An 18,160-nucleotide genomic window follows, 5' to 3' on the forward strand; every position below is an offset into this window, starting at 1 on the left:
AGTTGAGGGCGGTGGTGATTCATATGACGCCATCGCGGGCAAGCCACGCTCCCACAAGGATTGTGTGAAACCTGTGGGAGCAAGGCTTGCCCGCGATGGGGCCGTTCCTGACACCACTGAAATCTGGCCTGTAACCCCCCACGTAAAGCCACTCTTTACGCTTTCTTTATGCCGCGCCCAACCCCTCGGTCTCGTTCCTTTACAGCCTTCCTGCGGACAATTGCGCCACACGCGGCAGTTGCCGTACGACGGAGAAATTCCATGAGTGTTCTGGACGGGGTGTCCCTGCTGTTGGCGGTGGGACTGTTCATTTATCTACTGGTTGCGCTGTTGCGCGCGGATCAGCACTAGGAGCGGCTATGCACAGTTATGACTATTGGCTGATCCTCGCCTTCTTCGCCGTGGTGCTGATTCCGGCACCGTTCCTGGGAAGGTTCTACTACAAGGTGATGGAAGGCCAGCGCACTTGGCTGACGCCGATCCTCGGGCCCGTGGAACGGGGCTGTTATCGCGTGGCCGGGGTCGACCCGCAGAGCGAACAGAGTTGGCAGAAATACACCCTGGCGTTGCTCGCGTTCAACCTCGCGGGCTTTTTGCTGTTGTTCACGATCCTGTTGTTTCAGGACTATTTGCCACTCAACCCGCAAAACCTTCCGGGGCAGGAGTGGACACAGGCGTTCAATACCGCCGTCAGCTTCATGACCAACACCAACTGGCAGTCCTACAGCGGTGAGGCGACCCTGAGCTATCTGAGCCAGATGATCGGCCTCACCGTGCAGAACTTCGTCAGCGCCGCCACCGGCCTGGCTGTTCTGGTTGCCTTGTGTCGCGGCATCGGTCGCAAATCGGCGCAAACCCTCGGTAACTTCTGGGTCGACATGACCCGCGCCACCCTCTACGGACTGCTGCCGCTGTGCCTGTTGCTGGCGCTGTTCCTGGTCTGGCAGGGCGTGCCACAAACCTTCGCTCATTATGTGAATGCGCTGACCATGCAAGGCGTGGATCAAGTGATTCCGCTGGGGCCAGCAGCCAGCCAGATTGCGATCAAGCAATTGGGCACCAACGGCGGTGGCTTCTTCGGCGTCAACTCGGCGCACCCGTTCGAGAACCCGACGGCCTGGAGCAACCTGTTCGAAGTCACCTCGATCATCCTGATCCCGGTGGCGCTGGTGTTCACCTTCGGCCATTACGTCAAGGACCTGCGTCAGAGCCGGGCGATCATCGCCTGCATGCTGGCGTTGTTCCTGATCGGTGGCGCGGTGTCGCTGTGGGCTGAATACCAGCCGAACCCGACCCTGAACAACGTTGCGGTCGAACAGACTGCGCCGCTGGAAGGCAAGGAAGCACGCTTCGGTACCACGGCGACCGTACTCTGGTCGGTGACTACCACCGCAGCCTCCAACGGCTCGGTCAACGGTATGCATGACAGCCTCAACCCGCTGAGCGGCATGGTCGCGCTGATCAACATGATGGTCGGCGAAGTGATCTTCGGTGGCGTCGGCGCCGGCCTCTACGGCATGTTGCTCAACGTGCTGATCGCGGTGTTCCTCGCCGGTCTGATGATCGGACGTACACCGGAATACCTCGGCAAGAAACTGCAAGCCAAGGAAGTACAACTGTTGGTTGTCACCTTGCTGGTGATGCCGGTCGGCGTACTGGTGCTGGGTGCCATTGCGGCGAGCCTGCCTGGCCCTGCGGGAACCATCAGCAACCCCGGCCCCCACGGTTTCAGTCAACTGCTGTACGCCTACACCTCCGCCAGCGCCAACAACGGTTCGGCATTCGCCGGCCTGAACGCCAACACTTCGTTCCATAACCTGATGCTGGGCCTGGGCATGTTGATCGGGCGCTTCGGCTACATCCTCCCGGTACTGGCCCTGGCCGGCAGCCTGGCGATGAAGAAAACCGCGCCGATTGGCCAGAACAGCTTCCCGACCCATGGCCCGCTGTTCGTGACGTTGCTGACCGTGACCATATTGCTGGTGGGCGGCCTGACGTTCCTGCCGACCCTGGCGCTGGGTCCTATCGCTGAACACCTGAGCTTGGGCTTCTGAGGGATTTGATGATGAATATGCCCGTTCGTGTATCGAAAAAAGCCGCACCACACGTTGTGCCGGCGCAACCTGTCGAACAACCGAAAACTGCGATTTCGGCCCTGTGGCGGCCGGCGCTGGTGCAAGCCTTCGTCAAGCTCGACCCACGGCAGTTGAAGCGCTCGCCGGTGATGCTGGTGGTCGAACTGACCGCGATCCTCACCACCGTGTTGTGTGTGATTCCAGATCCGGCAGTGCCGACGTTTGTCGCGGCACAAATCGCCCTGTGGCTGTGGTTCACCGTGTTGTTCGCGAACTTCGCCGAAGCCTTGGCTGAAGGTCGTGGCAAGGCCCGTGCCGACAGCCTCAAGGCCGGCAGCGAAGGCTTGAGCGCTCGGCGTAAGAAAGCCGATGGCAGCTTTCAGGTAGTGCCAGCGGTCAGCCTGCGCAAAGGCGATGTGGTTCGCGTCGAAGCCGGCGAGATGATTCCCGGTGACGGCGAGGTGATCGAAGGTATTGCCGCGGTCAACGAAGCGGCGATTACCGGTGAATCCGCACCGGTGATTCGTGAGTCCGGTGGTGATCGTTCGGCGGTCACCGGCAACACTCGACTGGTGTCTGACTGGTTGCTGGTGCGCATTACCGCGAACCCCGGTGAATCGACGCTGGACCGTATGATTGCACTGGTTGAAGGCGCCAAACGCCAGAAAACCCCGAACGAAGTGGCGCTGGATATTCTGCTGATCGGCCTGACCATGATCTTCCTGGTGGTGGTCGTGACCTTGCAGCCGTTCGCCCACTTCGCCAACGGCAACCTGCCGCTGGTGTTCCTGGTGGCGCTGTTGGTAACGCTGATCCCCACCACCATCGGCGGCTTGTTGTCGGCCATCGGTATCGCCGGCATGGATCGTCTGGTGCGGCTGAACGTGATCGCCAAATCCGGCCGTGCGGTAGAAGCGGCGGGCGACGTGCATGTGTTGCTGCTGGACAAGACCGGCACCATCACCTTCGGTAACCGTCGCTGCACCGCGATTTATGCCGCGCCGGGTGTCAGTGCCAAGGAACTGGCCGAAGGTGCGCTGTTCGCTTCGCTGGCTGACGACACGGCTGAAGGCAAGTCGATCGTCGAGTACTTGCGTGGACTTCATCCACAGGCTGAACCGTCCGCCGAGGTGCTGACGGTTGTACCGTTCAGTGCCGAAACCCGCTTGTCCGGCGTTGACTATCAGGGCCGCGTCTACCGCAAGGGCGCGGTGAATTCGGTGTTGGCCTTCGTTGGCCTGACGCGTGCCGAGATACTGCCGGCGATGTCCCGGGAAATCGACAAGATTGCCCAAAGCGGCGGTACGCCATTGCTGGTGTGTGCCGAGGGCAAATTGCTCGGTGCGATCCACCTCAAGGACGTGGTCAAGCCGGGTATTCGTGAGCGTTTTGCCGAACTGCGCAAGCTGGGGATTCGCACGGTCATGGTGACCGGCGACAACCCGCTGACCGCGGCGGCGATTGCCGCTGAAGCCGGTGTCGATGACGTGTTGGCCGAAGCGACGCCGGAGAAAAAGCTCGCCCGCATTCGTCACGAGCAGAACGACGGGCGTCTGGTCGCCATGTGCGGTGATGGTGCCAACGATGCGCCGGCACTGGCTCAGGCTGACGTCGGCATGGCAATGAACGATGGGACGCAGGCAGCGCGCGAAGCGGCGAACATGGTCGACCTCGACAGCGATCCGACCAAGCTGCTGGACGTGGTGCAGATTGGTAAAGAGTTGCTGGTGACGCGCGGCGCGTTGACGACGTTTTCCATCGCCAACGACGTGGCCAAGTACTTCGCCATCCTGCCGGCGCTGTTTGCCTCGATATACCCGCAACTGGGCGTGCTGAACATCATGCACCTGAGCAGTCCACAGAGCGCGATTCTCTCGGCCATCGTCTTCAACGCCTTGATCATCGTCGGGCTGATCCCGCTGGCCCTGCGCGGGGTACGCGTCCAGGCCGCGAGCGCTGCACACCTGCTGCGGCGCAACCTGTTGATCTACGGCGTGGGCGGCATCGTGGTGCCGTTCGTGGGCATCAAGCTGATCGACATGCTGCTGACTGCTTTGCATTTGGTGTAACGGTGGGCCTGGAGGCCGGGGCTTTTGTGGCGAGGGAGCTTGCTCCCGCTGGGCTGCGAAGCGGCCCCACCCCGGGCCACCGTGTTTATTCAGGCACACCGCATGTACCGCGTTTACGACTGCTGCGCAGCCGAGCGGGAGCAAGCTCCCTCGCCACAGGCGGTGTGTACCTCCCACGCTGATGAATATTTTCCGATTCGAGGGTTTTGAAATGTCTTCTATGATCCGTCCGGCCTTGAGCCTGCTTGTCCTGATGACCCTGATCACCGGCGTCGCTTATCCACTGGTGGTCACCGGTGTCGCCCAGGTGGCGTTCCCTGATCAGGCCAATGGCAGCCTGGTGCGTGACGCCGATGGCAAGGTGCGCGGCTCGTCCTTGATCGCCCAGGACTTTGCCGGTGATGCGTGGTTCCATCCACGGCCATCGGCGGGCGCATTTGCGACCGTATCGAGCAGTGCGAGCAACCTGGCACCGAGTAATCCGGCACTCGCGACCCGGGTGATCGACGATGCCAACAAACTGCTGGTGCCTGGCCAGGGGCCGGTGCCGTTGGCGTTGCTGACCACCTCTGGCAGTGGCCTCGATCCACACTTGCCTCCGGCGGCAATTGCCTATCAACTGTCGCGGGTTGCGGCGGCGCGCAATCTGCCGATATCGACGGTCGAGCAGTTGATGAATGCACACATCGAGCAGCCGCTGGTAGGACCGCCGGTAGTGAATGTGTTGGAACTGAACATCGCGCTGGAAAAACTGTAGATCAAAAGATCGCAGCCTTCGGCAGCTCCTACGCCTCTGTAGGAGCTGGCGTAGCCTGCGATCTTTTCCGCAACAACGAAACCGAATTTGAAAGGCGAGAAATCAATGAGCGACTCCGGCCGCGCCGACGCACTGTTAGCAGACTTACCCCGCGATGGTCGTGGCCGGCTCAAGGTTTTTCTCGGCGCCGCGCCTGGCGTCGGTAAAACCTACGCCATGTTGCAAGCCGCCCACACCCAGCTACGCCAAGGCGTGAAAGTCATCGCCGGGGTGGTGGAAACCCACGGTCGGGCGGAAACCGAAGCGCTGCTCGGCGGTTTGCCGCAGTTGCCGTTGGTGCGCTCGGAATACCGTGGCGTGATGCTTGAGGAAATGGACCTCGATGGCCTGCTCAAGGCCAAGCCAAAACTGGTGCTGGTCGATGAACTGGCCCACAGCAACGCCCCCGGCAGCCGCCACGCCAAGCGCTGGCAGGATATCCAGGAGTTGTTGTCGGCAGGCATCGACGTGTTCACCACGGTCAACGTCCAGCATCTGGAAAGTCTTAACGATCAGGTGCGCGGGATCACCGGCGTACAAGTGCGCGAAACCCTGCCTGACTGGGTGCTGCAAGAAGCCTACGAATTGCTGTTGATCGACTTGCCGCCGCGCGAGCTGCTCGAGCGGCTGCGTGATGGCAAGGTTTATGTGCCGGAGCAAGCGCGAGCGGCAATCGATGCGTTCTTCACCCAAACCAACCTCACGGCACTGCGCGAACTGGCGATGCAAACCGCGGCGGCGCAGGTCGATGATGACCTGAGTCGCGGCTATCGACAGTTGGGTCAGGCCGCGCCGGCCGTGCGCGGTCGCTTGCTGGTGGGCGTTGATGGCGATGCCCAGGCCGAGCGCCTGGTACGGCATGCCAGTCGGGTCGCGCAGCGTCGGCATTTGCCGTGGAGCCTGGTGCATGTGGACAACGGCAGCGTGCGCGACGAGCAATCGCGTTTGCGCCTGCAGAGCGCTCAGCAATTGGCTGAACGGCTGGGCGGCGAAGTGGTGCTGCTGCGCGCTGGCGAAGTGGCGAAAACCCTGATTCAACACGCCACCGAACGGCGTGCCAGCCTGCTGCTGGTCGGTCAGTCGCGTCAGCGTTGGCGTCGTCGATTGTTCGGCGGCGGGTTGGCCTCACGCTTGTTGCGCAATGCCCGTGGCCTGGAAATCAACGTCCTCGACAGCGATGAACAGCAGCATCAACCGCGTCAGCGTTCGGCGCATTCGTTGGTCTGGTTCGACTATGCGCTGGCACTGTTGGCGACGGTACTGGCCAGCGCTTTGGCGTGGGCGGTGTCGAGTATTTTGCCGCTGCCGAATATCTCGCTGGTGTTCCTCGCGGCGGTGTTGCTGGTGGCGGTACGCAGCAGCCTCGGGCCGGCGCTGGCGTGTGCGGCGTTGTCATTTCTGACCTACGATTTCCTGTTCATTCCGCCGACCTTCTCCTTTGCTATTCAGCGTGAGGAAGACGTGTTGACGCTGCTGTTTTTCCTGCTGATGGCGGCGCTCACCGGCAACCTCGCGGCGCGCCAGCGGCGCCAGCTGGAAGCCTTGCGCGACACGCAGCAAGAGACCAGCGAACTGCTCGACCTGTCGCGCAAGCTCACCGCTGCCACCGACCGGCAAGCGGTGATCAGCGCGGCGGCGACGCATCTGGTTGGCTGGAACGATCTGCAATTGTGTCTGGTTAACCGTGACGGACAGGGCGGCTGGAAGGTCGAAACCGGTGGCCCGCTGCAGTTTTCCGAAGCCGAGCGCGCTGCCGCCGACTGGGCCTGGCAGCACGATCAACCGGCCGGCATGGGCACCGGCACATTACCGTTCGGTCGCTGGTGGTGGTGGCCGTTGTCAGTCGACGACGGGCCGTTGGGCTTGCTCGGCGTTTGCCCGAAAGAGGGTCAGCAGCTCAGTGGTCAGCGGCGACGCTTGCTGACTGCATTGAGTCAGCCGCTGGCTCAAGCGTTGGCCCGTGCGCAGTTGGCCGACGACCTTGAGGCGGCACGTTTGCACGGTGAAACCGAGCAATTGCGCAGTGCTTTGCTGGCGTCGGTGTCCCATGATTTGCGCACACCGCTGACGTCCATGCGCGGCAGCATCGACAGCTTGCTGGCGCTGGGCGAGGCGATCCCGCTGGAAGATCGCCGTGAGTTGCTGGAAGGCACCCGCGATGAAGCCGAACGGCTCGACCGCTACATTCAGAATTTGCTGGACATGACGCGCCTGGGCCACGGCGCGCTGAAGCTGGCGCGCGATTGGGTGTCGCCGGCGGATATCGTCGGCAGTTCGCTCAACCGTTTGCGCGCAGTGCTGGCGCCGTTGCAGGTGAGCACCGATGTGCCGGGCGCGTTGCCGTTGCTCTATGTGCATGCAGCATTGATCGAGCAGGCACTGGTGAATGTGCTGGAAAACGCCGCACGCTTTTCGCCGGCCCATGGCCGTTTGCAGCTGAGTGCCGGTGCCAGTGACAGCGAGCTGTTTTTTTCCGTGAGTGACGAGGGCCCGGGCATTCCCGAGGAGGAACGCGCGAAGATCTTCGACATGTTCTATACCGCCGCCCGTGGTGATCGGGGCGGGCAGGGCACCGGGCTGGGTCTGGCGATCTGCCAGGGCATGGTCGGCGCCCATGGCGGGCGGATCAGCGTCGCCGATGGTATCGGTGGGCGCGGCACCTGCATCACCATTCATTTGCCATTGCAGGAGCAGCCGGGGTTTGAAAGTGAAGCCTGACGCTGCCTGCGCTACTCTCTCGCCACTTACTTTGCCTGATTTGAAACCATGAGCCAGACCACGACCATTTTGGTCATTGACGATGAACCGCAGATCCGCAAATTCCTGCGCATCAGCCTGGCCTCCCAGGGCTACAAAGTGCTTGAAGCCGGTACCGGCACCGAGGGCCTGGCCCAGGCTGCGCTGAACAAGCCGGATTTGCTGGTGCTCGACCTCGGCCTGCCCGACATGGACGGCCAGCAAGTGCTGCGCGAATTCCGTGAATGGTCGACAGTGCCGGTGCTGGTCCTGTCAGTGCGCGCCAGCGAAGGGCAGAAAGTCGAAGCGCTGGATGGCGGCGCCAACGACTACGTGACCAAGCCGTTTGGCATTCAGGAGTTTCTGGCGCGGATCCGTGCCTTGTTGCGGCAGTCTCCAGCGGGTGAAGCCCAGGAAGCGGCGCTCAAGTTCGGCCCGTTGACGGTCGATCTGGCGTACCGGCGGGTATTGCTGGACGGTGCTGAAGTGGCGCTGACCCGCAAGGAGTACTCGGTGCTGGCGCAACTGGCGCGTCACGCCGGGCGGGTCATCACCCAGCAGCAGTTACTCAAGGACATCTGGGGCCCAACCCACACCGAAGACAGCCATTACTTACGAATTGTGGTCGGGCATCTGCGTCAGAAACTGGCGGATGACCCGACCCGGCCGAGGTTTATCCTGACCGAGGCGGGGGTAGGGTATCGGCTATTGAACGAGGGCAGTCTGTAGTCCTGTATCGTTTGGCCAATCGCTATCGCGGGCAAGCCTTGCTCCTACGGATTTTGAGTCGGCCGCACGATTTGTGGATGGCATCAATACGTAGGAGCAAGGCTTGCCCGCGATGGGGCCGGAACATCCGGCCAGGATTTGGAGGGGGTCAATCGCGCTCATTCTCATACCGATCCAGGGTATCCCGGGCAATCTCCCGTCCCAGCGCGATCAGCTCCGGCGCCTTGTAGAACTCGAAAAACCGGCAAACCCGCTTTGGCACGTTGATCAGGATGTCCGGTGGATAACCGGCGATCTTGTATTGAGCCAACGACGTTTGCATCACTTCGAAACTTTGGTTGATCAAGTCCAGCAACGAGGCTGGGCCAACGTTGTCGATGATAAATGAGCCCGTGGCCGATCTCGGCGCCCCGTCGCCTTCCGGGGCGGCAGCGGGTTGTTGCGCTTCGGGCTCGGCGGATTCGATCCAGGGGTTGATTTCGGCGGCTTCACTGCGCAGTGCTTCCTGTTCCAGAAGCAGCAATTGTTCGGCCTGTTTGCGGCGGAACGGCAGACGTGAACCGAGCGAGTTGAGCAGGTTGTCGAAGCGGCTTCTGAACGCGGCAGGGCGCTGGATCACTGGCAACTGATAGTGCCGCTGGTTGGTCGCGTTGAGGTTGACCGCAATGATCAGGTCGCAATGGCTCGAGACCACTGGAACAATCGGCAGAGGATTGAGCAGGCCGCCGTCGACCAGCATGCGATTGCCTTGCATGACCGGCGTGAACAGGCTGGGGATCGCCGCCGAGGCGCGCATAGCCTGGTGCAGGCAGCCTTCCTGGAACCAGATTTCCTGCTGGTTGGTCAGGTCGGTGGCGACGGCCGTGTAGGGGATGCGCAGGTCTTCGATGTTGATCTCGCCGACAATCTTGCGGATCTGCCCGAAGACTTTCTCGCCGCGTATCGCCCCAAGACGAAAGCTCACGTCCACCAGGCGCAGTACATCAAGGTAATCCAGGCTCTCGATCCAGTCGCGGTAATCGTTGAGTTTGCCGGCGGCGTAGATACCGCCGACCACCGCGCCCATGGAGCAACCGGCGATACAGGCGATGTCATAACCGCGTCTTTCGATTTCCTGGATAACTCCGATATGGGCATAGCCTCGGGCGCCACCTGAGCCCAGCACCAATGCGACACGCTTTTTCATGACTCGCCCCTTCATCAAACAGGCTTCAACAATGCACCCATTGAGGGGCGTGCTTCAATCATGCTGACTCTGAGTCAGGCCATTAGCGTCGTTTTTTTGATACTCAATAACGGCACATGAGTATTCTCGCGGGCGCTATAGTTTCCATGGGTGGACCAAGGCACTTTTTGCAGCATTGGCCGTCTTACCTGCACGATTGTTTTTTATACCTTGAGGAATCATTGATGAAAGCCTGGATCTGTCTGCCATTGATCGCGTTGGTGCTTGCCGGTTGCGCGGGAAAATCTGCTTACCGCGACAGTTGCGGTAGTCAACTGGATGCCGCCTGGCAGGAGCTGGACATTGCCAAGGCCGAAGGTTTCGCTGGTACCGTGAGTTACTCCAAGGCGCTTTCGCTGCTGACCGGGGCCAAGACCCAGCAGCAGTTCGAGGCCTACGAGGGCTGCACTAAAAAAGCCGAGAAAGCACGCTTCTATATTCGCGAATCCCGCGCAGGGCGTTGAATTCACAATGATCTGACGCAATGTCGGCACCCGGTTTTACCGCCAGCATGAGCGTAAACTTGCGATCTGATGCTGGTTGTCGACTTGGGAGAGAGCGATGTCTGCGTTGGTGAATCGGTTGGTAGCCAAGGTGTTGGGGCTGGAAGTGCGTTTGCTGGCCTGCCAGGCGCGCTTGAGCGCCAGCACCGACCCTGAAGCGCTGCATGACTTGCGCACGACGGTTCGCCGTTTGCGCAGCTTGTTGCGGCCATTGCGCGGTTTGCCCGGAGTCGAACAACTCGAAGCGGCAGCGGCGGGTGTTGGAAGCCTGACCACGCCGCTGCGCGAGCGAGAAGTGCTGGCGGCGTACTTGCTGGCACACGGTCAAGCAGACGCGGCCAAGCGCCGAATGGTGCAAATGGCGCAGGCCTATCCGGCTGTGGCCGACAGCCCGGAATTGGCGCAGCTATTGATGATTCTCGACGCCTTCCCACGCTTTTTGCGCGCCTCCCAACGTCAAGGCTTGCTCAAGGGGTTGCGTACGCGCATCGAGAAACGCCTGGCCAAACAATGGAAAGCGCTGGATGTGGCCCTGCACGATCCCGCGCATGACCGCCATCGCCTGCGGTTGTTGATCAAACGCGTGCGCTATGCGATCGAAGCCTACCCGGAACTGGATCGCTTGCCCAAAGCTGCCATGCGACGTCTCAAATCGGCACAGGAAGCGCTCGGCGACTGGCACGATTGCTGGCAATGGTTGGCCCGTGCCGAGCACGAGCCCGACTTGCTGCCTTGTGTGGCCGTCTGGCGAGCAACCATGACCAAGGCTGAAGGTCGCGCTGATCGGGTGCTCGACAAACTCATATCGGCTTGCTTCAAAGCCTGACGCGGATTGCCTTTCGTCGCCGTTGGCGGCCTATCTGTCAGCCTCTTTGGCCGGAATAGGTGCTGTACAGGCGCTGCTGGCTGGTTAAGATCCTTCGATCCTTTCCCAGCCTTGAGGTTTCCATGCGTTTTTCCGATTTGCTCGACGCCGTGCACAGTTCGCCGCATGAGCTGTCTATTCCGGCGGAATGGGCCCAGGGCCGCGCCAGTTTCGGCGGTCTGGTCGCCGCGTTGCAGTACGAAGCCATGCGCGCGAAAGTCCCGGCGGATCGCCCGGTGCGTTCATTGGCGATCACCTTTGTCGGTCCGGTCGAACCCGGTGTGCCCGTGAGTTTTGAGGTGGACGTGCTGCGCGAAGGCAAAGCGGTCAGCCAGGTGCTGGGGCGAGCCGTGCAGAACGGCCAGGTGGTGACCCTGGTTCAGGGCAGCTTTGGCGCTTCGCGTCCTTCCGAAGTCGAGGTGGTGGCCGCGCCCGCGCCAGAGATGAAACACTGGGACGATTGCCAGGAATTGCCCTACATCAAAGGCGTGACGCCCGAGTTCATGCGCCATCTGGCGATGCGTTGGAGTGTCGGCGGTTTGCCGTTCACCGGTAATAAATCCCGGGAGATGGGCGGCTGGGTTCGCTTGCGTGGCGACGTCAAGGAAGAGCCGGTCACCGAGGCGCACATTCTGGCGCTGGTGGATGCCTGGCCTCCGGCATTGTTGCCACACCTGAAGAAACCGGCGGCGGGCAGCACGCTGACCTGGACCATCGAATTCGTTCAGCCGTTGCTGGCGTTGAGCACGTTGGACTGGTGCAAATATCTTGTGGAAATCGAACATGCCCGTGACGGATATGGCCACGCCGCCGCAGCGCTGTGGAGCGCTGAAGGGCAATTGATTGCGTTGAGCCGACAGACGGTGACTATTTTCGCGTAAGACTTTTAGCGGTGATGGCGCTTGCGCCAGGCGCGCCACCAGCCACCGCTGAGGACAAAACGCGGGAACGTCAGGAATTGCTCGACCAGCAAGCGCGACACCGCATCTTTGCGATCACTGAACGGCTCGGAGGCTTGCGCCTCCAGGCTGTGACCGTGGCGTTGCAAGCCAAGTGCGGCGAGCAGGCCGACGACCCCGATGGCGACGTTCAGAAAACTCAGGCCGAACACCCCGGAAACGATCAGTAGAAACGCCACGATGAACAGCGGCACGGCAATCAGGTGCAACACCAGATTGGTCGGGTGCTGGTGGTTTTGCGGGTATGCACGCCATTGCCAGGCGGGAAGGTTGGGGTGACGTTTGCCCATGTGGGGAATCCTCGATCCGTGTTGAACACATGATTGAAGGATAGGTGGGGCGGCGGTCGTCGGCGAATCAAGGTTGGCTATCGGCGCGATAGGTGTCATGGCCAACATTGATGAGATTTGTCCGGCGCTATCGCGGGCAAGCCTTGCTCCTACGAATTTAGACTCGTCCACGCATCGCGCAGTTGGCCCAAAATCTGTAGGAGCAAGGCTTGCCCGCGATGGGCCCCTCAAAGCTTCAGTTGCCCGATCGCCTTGCTCAACTCACCCGCCAGCGTTGCCAGTTCATTGCTGGTGGTCGCCGAATCCACGGTCTGCTGCACGGTGTTCACGGTGACGTCACGGATGCTCACCACTGCGCGGTTCATCTCTTCTGCCACCTGGCTCTGCTGTTCCGCCGCCACGGCAATCTGGGTGTTGCTTTCGCGCATCTGCGCCACTGCGCCGGTGATCTCTGCCAGTGCGGCGCCAGCTTCTTGAGCCTGCTGCACACAGTCATCGGCCTTGAACGAGCTTTCCTGCATGAAGTCCACCGCATCCCGTGTCCCGGCTTGCAGCGCCGAGATCATGCTGGTGATTTCATCAGTAGAGGTCTGCACACGCTTGGCCAGATTGCGCACTTCATCGGCGACCACCGCAAAGCCCCGGCCCATTTCCCCGGCGCGTGCGGCTTCGATGGCGGCGTTCAGGGCCAGCAGGTTGGTTTGCTCGGCGATGCTGTGAATCACACTGACCACGCCGTTGATTTTCTGGCTGTCTTCGGCGAGACGCTGAATCATCTCGGCGGTTTGCTGCACCCCGCTGGAGAGTCCGGCGATGGACTGTTGTACCCGGATGACCACTTCCTGGCCACTGCCGGCGAGGCTGTCGGCGGTTTGCGAGAGGTCGCGAGTGGCGCCGGCATGTTGGGCGATGTGATAGACCGTGGCCGACATCTCATTGATCGCGGTGGCGGCCTGATCGGTTTCGCTTTGTTGGCCGAGCATGCCGTGGCGTACCTCGTTCATGCTGGCGGCCAGACGCGCCGCGCCGATATCCAGTTGGCGGGCAGTATTGGCCACGGTGTTGACCACGCGTTGGTAGCCGGCCTGCATGGCGTTGAAGGCGCTGGCCATCTGGCCCACCTCATCGGTGCAAGCCAGCGGTACGCGAGCCGACAGGTCGCCGGTTTTTTCGACGTGCAGCATCACGTCCTTGAGGGTGTTGAGCTGGGCGAGCAGAAAACGGATCAACAATTGCGAGGCGCCGAGCATCGCCAGCATCAGGATGAACACGGCTGCCGCATAGTTGGCGAATCGTTCGCCGAACACCTGACTTAAACTCGGGCCATAGGCCAGAACGGCGATCTGCTCGCCGTTGGCACGCGCTAGCACCTCGGCACCGATCAATGGGTTCTCGCCAAACAGCGGCATGTCATTGATGTCGACCCAGCCATTGGCGTTGTTCAACTCGGGCAATGGCTGTTGGTTCAGCAGGGGGATCTGGCCTTTGCCGAAGCTCAGGAAATGCTCGGCTTCAGGCAAGGCCTGGCCGACCGGCCAGTTGCTGATCAGTCGCGCTTGAGCAACGGCCGACTGCTGTGAGGCCTGGTTGCGCGCTTGTTGCTCCAGTTGCACGGCATACAGCACCAGCAGCAGGGTGGTGACGAAGGCGACCGCGTTGACCGCCCAGAATTTGTATTTCAGCGAAATGTTGCTAAGCCAGGCACCCATGGAGGTCTTCTCTGATAGCGGAAACAGTATTGGCAAGGTGCCAGCATTGTGCCGCTACTCAGCGAAGGGCTTTTTGATGTGGATCAATGATGATCCTGGTGTAGCGGGTTCAATCAACCGACGGCAACCCGAAAAACGCTCGCGCACACGCGGTGCTGTGAGCCGCTACGTCTTCCAGGCTTTCGCCACGATGCAAGGCCACCTCACGCAGCACTTCGGTCAGATACGCCGGTTCATTGCGCCCGTTCTTGGGTTTGGGGCGCAAGCTGCGGGGCAACAGGTACGGCGCGTCGCTTTCGAGCATCAAGCGCCCGCGCGGGATCTCGCGAACCAGCGGGTGCAAGTGAGTGCCGCGACGTTCATCGCAGATCCAGCCAGTGATGCCGATATGCAGGTCGAGGTCCAGGTAGCTGAACAGCGCCCGCTTCTCGCCGGTAAAGCAATGCACCACGGCGGCCGGTAGTTGGTCGCGGTAGTCGCGCAGGATTTCCAGCAGGCGCTGGCTGGCATCGCGTTCATGGAGGAAGACCGGCAGTTGCAGTTCGACGGCCATTGCCAGGTGCTCTTCGAGCACTTTTTCCTGTTGCGGGCGCGGTGAAAAGTCACGATTGAAATCCAGCCCGCATTCGCCCACCGCCCGCACGTTTGGCTCCTTGAGCAAACTGCGCAAGCGCTGAGCGCTGTCGGCATTCCAGTCACTGGCCGAATGCGGGTGGATACCGGCGGTGGAGAACAACCGCTGGCCGGTTTCGTCCAGTTGCTGGCACAACTCCAGGGCCTGTTCACTGCCTTCGACACTGGTGCCGGTCAGTACCAATTGGCAGACGCCAGCGGCATACGCACGGTCGAGTACCGCCTGGTGTTTGTCGGCAAAACTGGGGTTGGTCAGGTTGACGCCGATATCGATGAGTTGCATGGTGTGACCCTAGGCCTGCGGCCGGAAAGCATACCAGAGCTGTAGATTTATAATAAAAACGAAGAACTACAAAGAGTTAAAGCTGTCTTTTGATGCCGGAAGAGAGCTTCGACGAGCCAGATGGCCGTCGCGGCTGCGCTCTTTCGCACTCTGCCAGCGCTCCAGGCGCTCTGTTTCTGTCGACCCACGGCTCGAAATATCGAGACGTTGGACAGTATTCTTTCCGGAGAACGGATGACACGACTCCAGGTTTTGCTAGTGCTGTGCTTGTCGATGCTGCTGCCGATGCCGGCCGTTGCGCGGTTGGCGGGTCCCTTGGAAGCCGTTCAGTCGGGCAAGGTCCGCGATCTGGCGGAAATCCGCGGCAGCCGCGTGCTGCGGGTGCTGGTCAATCAGAGCCGGAACAGTTCCGGCGAGGTTCAGGGCCAGACCATCGGCGTTGAATACCATCGCCTGCGAGCCTTCGAACAGTACCTCAATGGCCATGCCCGTGACGGCCAGGAAATCTCCCTCAAGATCATCCCCAAAGCCAAGGATCAATTGCTCGGCGCGTTACAGCGCGGCGAGGGTGACCTGGTAGCGCCGGGGGAGTTGCTCGATGCGCAGTCCGCACACGCGGTCAGTACCAGCGAGCCGATAGGTGCAAACGTGCCATTGCTGCTGGTGGGGATCAAGGGCGAGCGCCGCTATACCCGGCTTGAACAACTTTCCGGTAAAACCCTGGCGCTGCCCGCCGGTAGCACGGCCGGTGAGGCAATCAACCAGATCAATCAGAAGCTGGCGCTGCACAAACTGCCACCGGTCAAGGTCGAATGGGTCGACCCGAGCCTGGCGGTCGAAGACGTGCTGGAAATGGTGCAGGGCGGGATTTTCCACCTGACCATCGTCGAGCAACCGATTGCCGAGCGCTGGGGCAAGATCCTGCCCAAGCTGCGTTTCGATCGGCAGGTGGTCATCAGCGAGCCGGGCAAGGAGTACTGGTTCGTCCGTCGTGACGCATCGATGTTGCGAGCGAGCATCGATCGCTTCCTGCAAACCTATAAAACCCCGTCCGATGAGGATGTGGCTTTCCTGCGTATTTACCGACGCCTGTATCAGGTTCACTACCCGCTGGATCGCGCTGACCGTCAACGTCTTGAGAAGCTGCGCCCGGTCTTGCAAAAGCACGCCCGAGAACAGGGTATGGACTGGTTGAACCTGGCGGCGCTGGCGTTCAAGGAATCGGCGCTGGAGCCAAGCGCCCGCAGCGGCAGTGGCCCGACCGGGTTGATGCAAATTACCCCGTCGGCGGCGCAGCGGGTCGGGGTCAATAACATTCAGTCCGTGGACAACAATGTGCAGGCCGGGGCCAAGTACCTGGCGCTGATCCGTCGCAAGTTTTTCGCCAGCCCCAAGCTCAATGAGCGTGAGCGCATGGCTTTCGTTCTGGCGGCCTACAACCTTGGGCCGGAACGTGTTCAAGGGATGCGTGCCGAGGCCAGGCGCCGGGGCTTGAACCCCAATCAGTGGTTTTTCCAGGTCGAGCGCATTGCTATGGAGCAGGTGGGAATGGGTCCTGTCAGCTATGTTAATAGTGTGAATAAATACTTTTTGGCATATGACCGAGAGCGGGAGTCATTGGAGCCTCAAGGTCAGAAAGTTGCCTCACGTAAATGATCGACTAAACTGATTGTTATGGCGGGTTTTTTGCGCTTTTAACATTATGTTTACTGATTAATATAGCGGTCAACCAACACACTTACACTGGATGACATAGCATGAGCACACTGATCAATAAGGTACTGTCCACCCGCGCTGGCTACGGTCTGACCGTTCTGCGGATCTTCGTCGGCATCATCTTCGCGGCCCACGGCTCACAGAAGCTCTTCGGCATGTTCGGCGGTTATGGCATTGCCGGCACTGCGCAGTACATGGAAAGCGTCGGCCTGGCCCCGGGTCACCTGATGGCAATCCTGGCCGGTGGTACCGAGTTCTTCGCCGGTCTGGCGCTGATCATTGGCCTGCTGGTACGCCCGGCTGCGCTGGGGCTGACCTTCCTCTCGCTGGTCGCGATTTTCTCGGTGCACATCGGCAACGGTCTGTTCCTGACCAACAACGGTTATGAATTTGCCCTGGCCTTGCTGGGCGGTAGCATCGCCGTGCTGATCGAAGGCGCAGGCAAGTTGTCGGCAGACCGTGCCATCAGCGGTTGAGCGCTCTGACTCAACGAAAAGACCCGCCTTGTGCGGGTCTTTTTTTTTGTTGCGCGAGATTCTTGACACTGTCCTGTCGGCTTCTCTAGGATGCTTGCCATGCGCCGATTTAAACAGCTACTTGCGGGGCGCCAGGTAACTCATCCAGTTGCCGATAGAAGCTTGAAACAGGCTTCGAAATACCGCTAAAGCGCTGGTTCGGTGTTGCCTCTCACCTGCCATGCAGACTTTTGAGGCCGAGACACGACACGATGAATGCACTACGCCCCCCAGTACGTCCTGCGCCGATTACGGCACACCCGACCCAGCGCAATCCAAAAATCCTCCTTGGCGGTAATCATCAGCCGACCCTGTTGCGTTATCTCGATGGCTGGCCACGTCGTACTGGCGGCCCTGCAGCGTTCCTGATCCAGTTTGTCGAAGACGGCGAATCGCTGGCGCGCTTTGCCAGCGATAGCTTCGATCTGGCGGTGATCCAGTCACCCAGCGCCGAAGACGCGCCCGAAGTGATCAGGCAACTGACGCGTGTTGCGCGCCAAGGGTTGATTACCCGTCGCTGAGGTCTTGCCGAGATTCAGGGATAGTCGATTGCGACGATATACACGAACTGCTCGCCAGTAGGCGTCTGAACCTGGACTTCGGCATCCAGCGCTTTGCCGATCAAGGCCCGCGCCAGTGGTGAGTCGATGCTGATCAAGCCTAGTTTGAGATCAAGCTCATCCGGGCCGACGATGCGATAGCGCGACTCTTTGCCGTGTTCATCCTCGATGGTCACCCAGGCCCCAAAGTAGACCTTGTTGGGATCACTGGGTTTTTCGCTGACAACCTTGAGCGCTTCCAGCCGCTTGGTGAGAAACCGCACGCGGCTGTCGATCTCGCGCAGCATCTTTTTGCCGTAGGTGTACTCGGCGTTTTCAGAGCGGTCGCCCTGCGCAGCAGCCTCGCTGACCGATTGGGTCACCTGGGGGCGGCGTACATGCCAGAGCTCATGGAACTCGGCACGCATCCGCGCTTCGCCCTCAGGCGTGATGAGGGCGGTGCCGGCGGTGCGAGGAGGGCGATAGCGGCTCATTGCGGTTTCTTTTGGTCAGGAGGC

The 18,160-nt window shown here is 60.8% G+C and carries 17 protein-coding genes; 12 read left to right on the top strand and 5 right to left on the bottom strand.

All coding sequences use genetic code 11. From position 1 onward, the window contains the following. Positions 1 to 261: 261 nt before the first annotated feature. The 6 genes from kdpF to AO353_RS18935 all read left to right on the top strand — a co-directional run bounded on the left by kdpF (position 262) and on the right by AO353_RS18935 (position 8,405). A complete protein-coding gene (gene kdpF / locus AO353_RS29915) occupies positions 262 to 351 on the top strand; it encodes a K(+)-transporting ATPase subunit F (protein ID WP_019692955.1) in 90 nt (29 codons plus the stop codon). A gap of 8 nt (positions 352 to 359) precedes the next feature. Then, the gene (gene kdpA, locus AO353_RS18915) at positions 360 to 2,054 is read left to right on the top strand and encodes a potassium-transporting ATPase subunit KdpA (protein WP_054596322.1); all 1,695 of its coding nucleotides are present in this window, start codon (positions 360 to 362) and stop codon (positions 2,052 to 2,054) included. A gap of 11 nt (positions 2,055 to 2,065) precedes the next feature. Continuing rightward, positions 2,066 to 4,144 carry a potassium-transporting ATPase subunit KdpB gene (gene kdpB, locus AO353_RS18920; RefSeq protein ID WP_054596323.1) on the top strand — a complete coding sequence of 693 codons (2,079 nt, stop codon included), beginning with the start codon at positions 2,066 to 2,068 and terminating at the stop codon, positions 4,142 to 4,144. Positions 4,145 to 4,355: 211 nt separating this feature from the next. Further along, complete coding sequence (gene kdpC, locus AO353_RS18925) at positions 4,356 to 4,901, top strand: potassium-transporting ATPase subunit KdpC (protein ID WP_054598272.1); 546 nt, start codon at positions 4,356 to 4,358, stop codon at positions 4,899 to 4,901. A 105-nt stretch (positions 4,902 to 5,006) separates the two neighbouring features. After that, positions 5,007 to 7,658: a sensor histidine kinase gene (locus AO353_RS18930; RefSeq protein WP_054596324.1), complete on the top strand. Its 2,652-nt coding sequence runs from the start codon at positions 5,007 to 5,009 to the stop codon at positions 7,656 to 7,658. A gap of 48 nt (positions 7,659 to 7,706) precedes the next feature. Further along, positions 7,707 to 8,405, top strand: a complete 699-nt coding sequence (locus AO353_RS18935; protein ID WP_054596325.1) for a response regulator — start codon at positions 7,707 to 7,709, stop codon at positions 8,403 to 8,405. Positions 8,406 to 8,553: 148 nt separating this feature from the next. Here AO353_RS18935 and AO353_RS18940 read toward each other — a convergent pair whose 3' ends face one another. After that, positions 8,554 to 9,591 carry a patatin-like phospholipase family protein gene (locus tag AO353_RS18940; protein ID WP_054596326.1) on the bottom strand — a complete coding sequence of 346 codons (1,038 nt, stop codon included), beginning with the start codon at positions 9,589 to 9,591 and terminating at the stop codon, positions 8,554 to 8,556. Positions 9,592 to 9,815: 224 nt separating this feature from the next. On the opposite strand from AO353_RS18940, the gene AO353_RS18945 reads away from it, so the two are divergent. The 3 genes from AO353_RS18945 (at position 9,816) to AO353_RS18955 (ending at position 11,879) form a co-directional block, all read left to right on the top strand. Beyond that, the gene (locus AO353_RS18945) at positions 9,816 to 10,094 is read left to right on the top strand and encodes a hypothetical protein (RefSeq protein ID WP_054596327.1); all 279 of its coding nucleotides are present in this window, start codon (positions 9,816 to 9,818) and stop codon (positions 10,092 to 10,094) included. A 97-nt stretch (positions 10,095 to 10,191) separates the two neighbouring features. Beyond that, positions 10,192 to 10,959: a CHAD domain-containing protein gene (locus AO353_RS18950; protein ID WP_054596328.1), complete on the top strand. Its 768-nt coding sequence runs from the start codon at positions 10,192 to 10,194 to the stop codon at positions 10,957 to 10,959. Positions 10,960 to 11,081: 122 nt separating this feature from the next. Next, complete coding sequence (locus AO353_RS18955; protein ID WP_054596329.1) at positions 11,082 to 11,879, top strand: acyl-CoA thioesterase; 798 nt, start codon at positions 11,082 to 11,084, stop codon at positions 11,877 to 11,879. Between the two features lie 5 nt (positions 11,880 to 11,884). Here the strand turns inward: AO353_RS18955 and AO353_RS18960 are convergent, their stop codons facing one another. From AO353_RS18960 to AO353_RS18970, 3 genes are all read right to left on the bottom strand, one after another. After that, positions 11,885 to 12,247, bottom strand: a complete 363-nt coding sequence (locus AO353_RS18960) for an Mpo1-like protein (protein WP_054596330.1) — start codon at positions 12,245 to 12,247, stop codon at positions 11,885 to 11,887. A gap of 227 nt (positions 12,248 to 12,474) precedes the next feature. Further along, the gene (locus AO353_RS18965; RefSeq protein ID WP_054596331.1) at positions 12,475 to 13,956 is read right to left on the bottom strand and encodes a methyl-accepting chemotaxis protein; all 1,482 of its coding nucleotides are present in this window, start codon (positions 13,954 to 13,956) and stop codon (positions 12,475 to 12,477) included. A 109-nt stretch (positions 13,957 to 14,065) separates the two neighbouring features. Next, positions 14,066 to 14,872, bottom strand: coding sequence for a TatD family hydrolase (locus AO353_RS18970; protein WP_054596332.1), 807 nt, complete (start codon positions 14,870 to 14,872; stop codon positions 14,066 to 14,068). A gap of 234 nt (positions 14,873 to 15,106) precedes the next feature. Here AO353_RS18970 and AO353_RS18975 point away from each other — a divergent pair, with 234 nt between their 5' ends. The 3 genes from AO353_RS18975 to AO353_RS18985 all read left to right on the top strand — a co-directional run bounded on the left by AO353_RS18975 (position 15,107) and on the right by AO353_RS18985 (position 17,624). Then, positions 15,107 to 16,528, top strand: a complete 1,422-nt coding sequence (locus tag AO353_RS18975) for a transglycosylase SLT domain-containing protein (protein ID WP_054596333.1) — start codon at positions 15,107 to 15,109, stop codon at positions 16,526 to 16,528. Between the two features lie 101 nt (positions 16,529 to 16,629). Beyond that, positions 16,630 to 17,064, top strand: coding sequence for a DoxX family protein (locus tag AO353_RS18980; RefSeq protein WP_054596334.1), 435 nt, complete (start codon positions 16,630 to 16,632; stop codon positions 17,062 to 17,064). Positions 17,065 to 17,315: 251 nt separating this feature from the next. After that, entirely contained in the window at positions 17,316 to 17,624 is a 309-nt protein-coding gene (locus tag AO353_RS18985; RefSeq protein ID WP_054596335.1) for a hypothetical protein, read from the top strand. A gap of 14 nt (positions 17,625 to 17,638) precedes the next feature. Here the strand turns inward: AO353_RS18985 and greB are convergent, their stop codons facing one another. Then, positions 17,639 to 18,136: a transcription elongation factor GreB gene (gene greB / locus AO353_RS18990; RefSeq protein WP_054596336.1), complete on the bottom strand. Its 498-nt coding sequence runs from the start codon at positions 18,134 to 18,136 to the stop codon at positions 17,639 to 17,641. Positions 18,137 to 18,160 lie beyond the last annotated feature (24 nt).

Source organism: Pseudomonas fluorescens (assembly GCF_001307155.1).
GTDB lineage: Bacteria > Pseudomonadota > Gammaproteobacteria > Pseudomonadales > Pseudomonadaceae > Aquipseudomonas > Aquipseudomonas helvetica.

What these genes read in the sequence shown, in the direction of transcription:
- kdpF (WP_019692955.1), top strand. Translation starts at nt 262, where the DNA reads ATGAGTGTTCTGGACGGGGTGTCCCTGCTGTTGGCGGTGGGACTGTTC.
- kdpA (WP_054596322.1), top strand. Translation starts at nt 360, where the DNA reads ATGCACAGTTATGACTATTGGCTGATCCTCGCCTTCTTCGCCGTGGTG.
- kdpB (WP_054596323.1), top strand. Translation starts at nt 2,066, where the DNA reads ATGAATATGCCCGTTCGTGTATCGAAAAAAGCCGCACCACACGTTGTG.
- kdpC (WP_054598272.1), top strand. Translation starts at nt 4,356, where the DNA reads ATGTCTTCTATGATCCGTCCGGCCTTGAGCCTGCTTGTCCTGATGACC.
- AO353_RS18930 (WP_054596324.1), top strand. Translation starts at nt 5,007, where the DNA reads ATGAGCGACTCCGGCCGCGCCGACGCACTGTTAGCAGACTTACCCCGC.
- AO353_RS18935 (WP_054596325.1), top strand. Translation starts at nt 7,707, where the DNA reads ATGAGCCAGACCACGACCATTTTGGTCATTGACGATGAACCGCAGATC.
- AO353_RS18940 (WP_054596326.1), bottom strand. Translation starts at nt 9,591, where the DNA reads ATGAAAAAGCGTGTCGCATTGGTGCTGGGCTCAGGTGGCGCCCGAGGC.
- AO353_RS18945 (WP_054596327.1), top strand. Translation starts at nt 9,816, where the DNA reads ATGAAAGCCTGGATCTGTCTGCCATTGATCGCGTTGGTGCTTGCCGGT.
- AO353_RS18950 (WP_054596328.1), top strand. Translation starts at nt 10,192, where the DNA reads ATGTCTGCGTTGGTGAATCGGTTGGTAGCCAAGGTGTTGGGGCTGGAA.
- AO353_RS18955 (WP_054596329.1), top strand. Translation starts at nt 11,082, where the DNA reads ATGCGTTTTTCCGATTTGCTCGACGCCGTGCACAGTTCGCCGCATGAG.
- AO353_RS18960 (WP_054596330.1), bottom strand. Translation starts at nt 12,247, where the DNA reads ATGGGCAAACGTCACCCCAACCTTCCCGCCTGGCAATGGCGTGCATAC.
- AO353_RS18965 (WP_054596331.1), bottom strand. Translation starts at nt 13,956, where the DNA reads ATGGGTGCCTGGCTTAGCAACATTTCGCTGAAATACAAATTCTGGGCG.
- AO353_RS18970 (WP_054596332.1), bottom strand. Translation starts at nt 14,872, where the DNA reads ATGCAACTCATCGATATCGGCGTCAACCTGACCAACCCCAGTTTTGCC.
- AO353_RS18975 (WP_054596333.1), top strand. Translation starts at nt 15,107, where the DNA reads ATGACACGACTCCAGGTTTTGCTAGTGCTGTGCTTGTCGATGCTGCTG.
- AO353_RS18980 (WP_054596334.1), top strand. Translation starts at nt 16,630, where the DNA reads ATGAGCACACTGATCAATAAGGTACTGTCCACCCGCGCTGGCTACGGT.
- AO353_RS18985 (WP_054596335.1), top strand. Translation starts at nt 17,316, where the DNA reads ATGAATGCACTACGCCCCCCAGTACGTCCTGCGCCGATTACGGCACAC.
- greB (WP_054596336.1), bottom strand. Translation starts at nt 18,136, where the DNA reads ATGAGCCGCTATCGCCCTCCTCGCACCGCCGGCACCGCCCTCATCACG.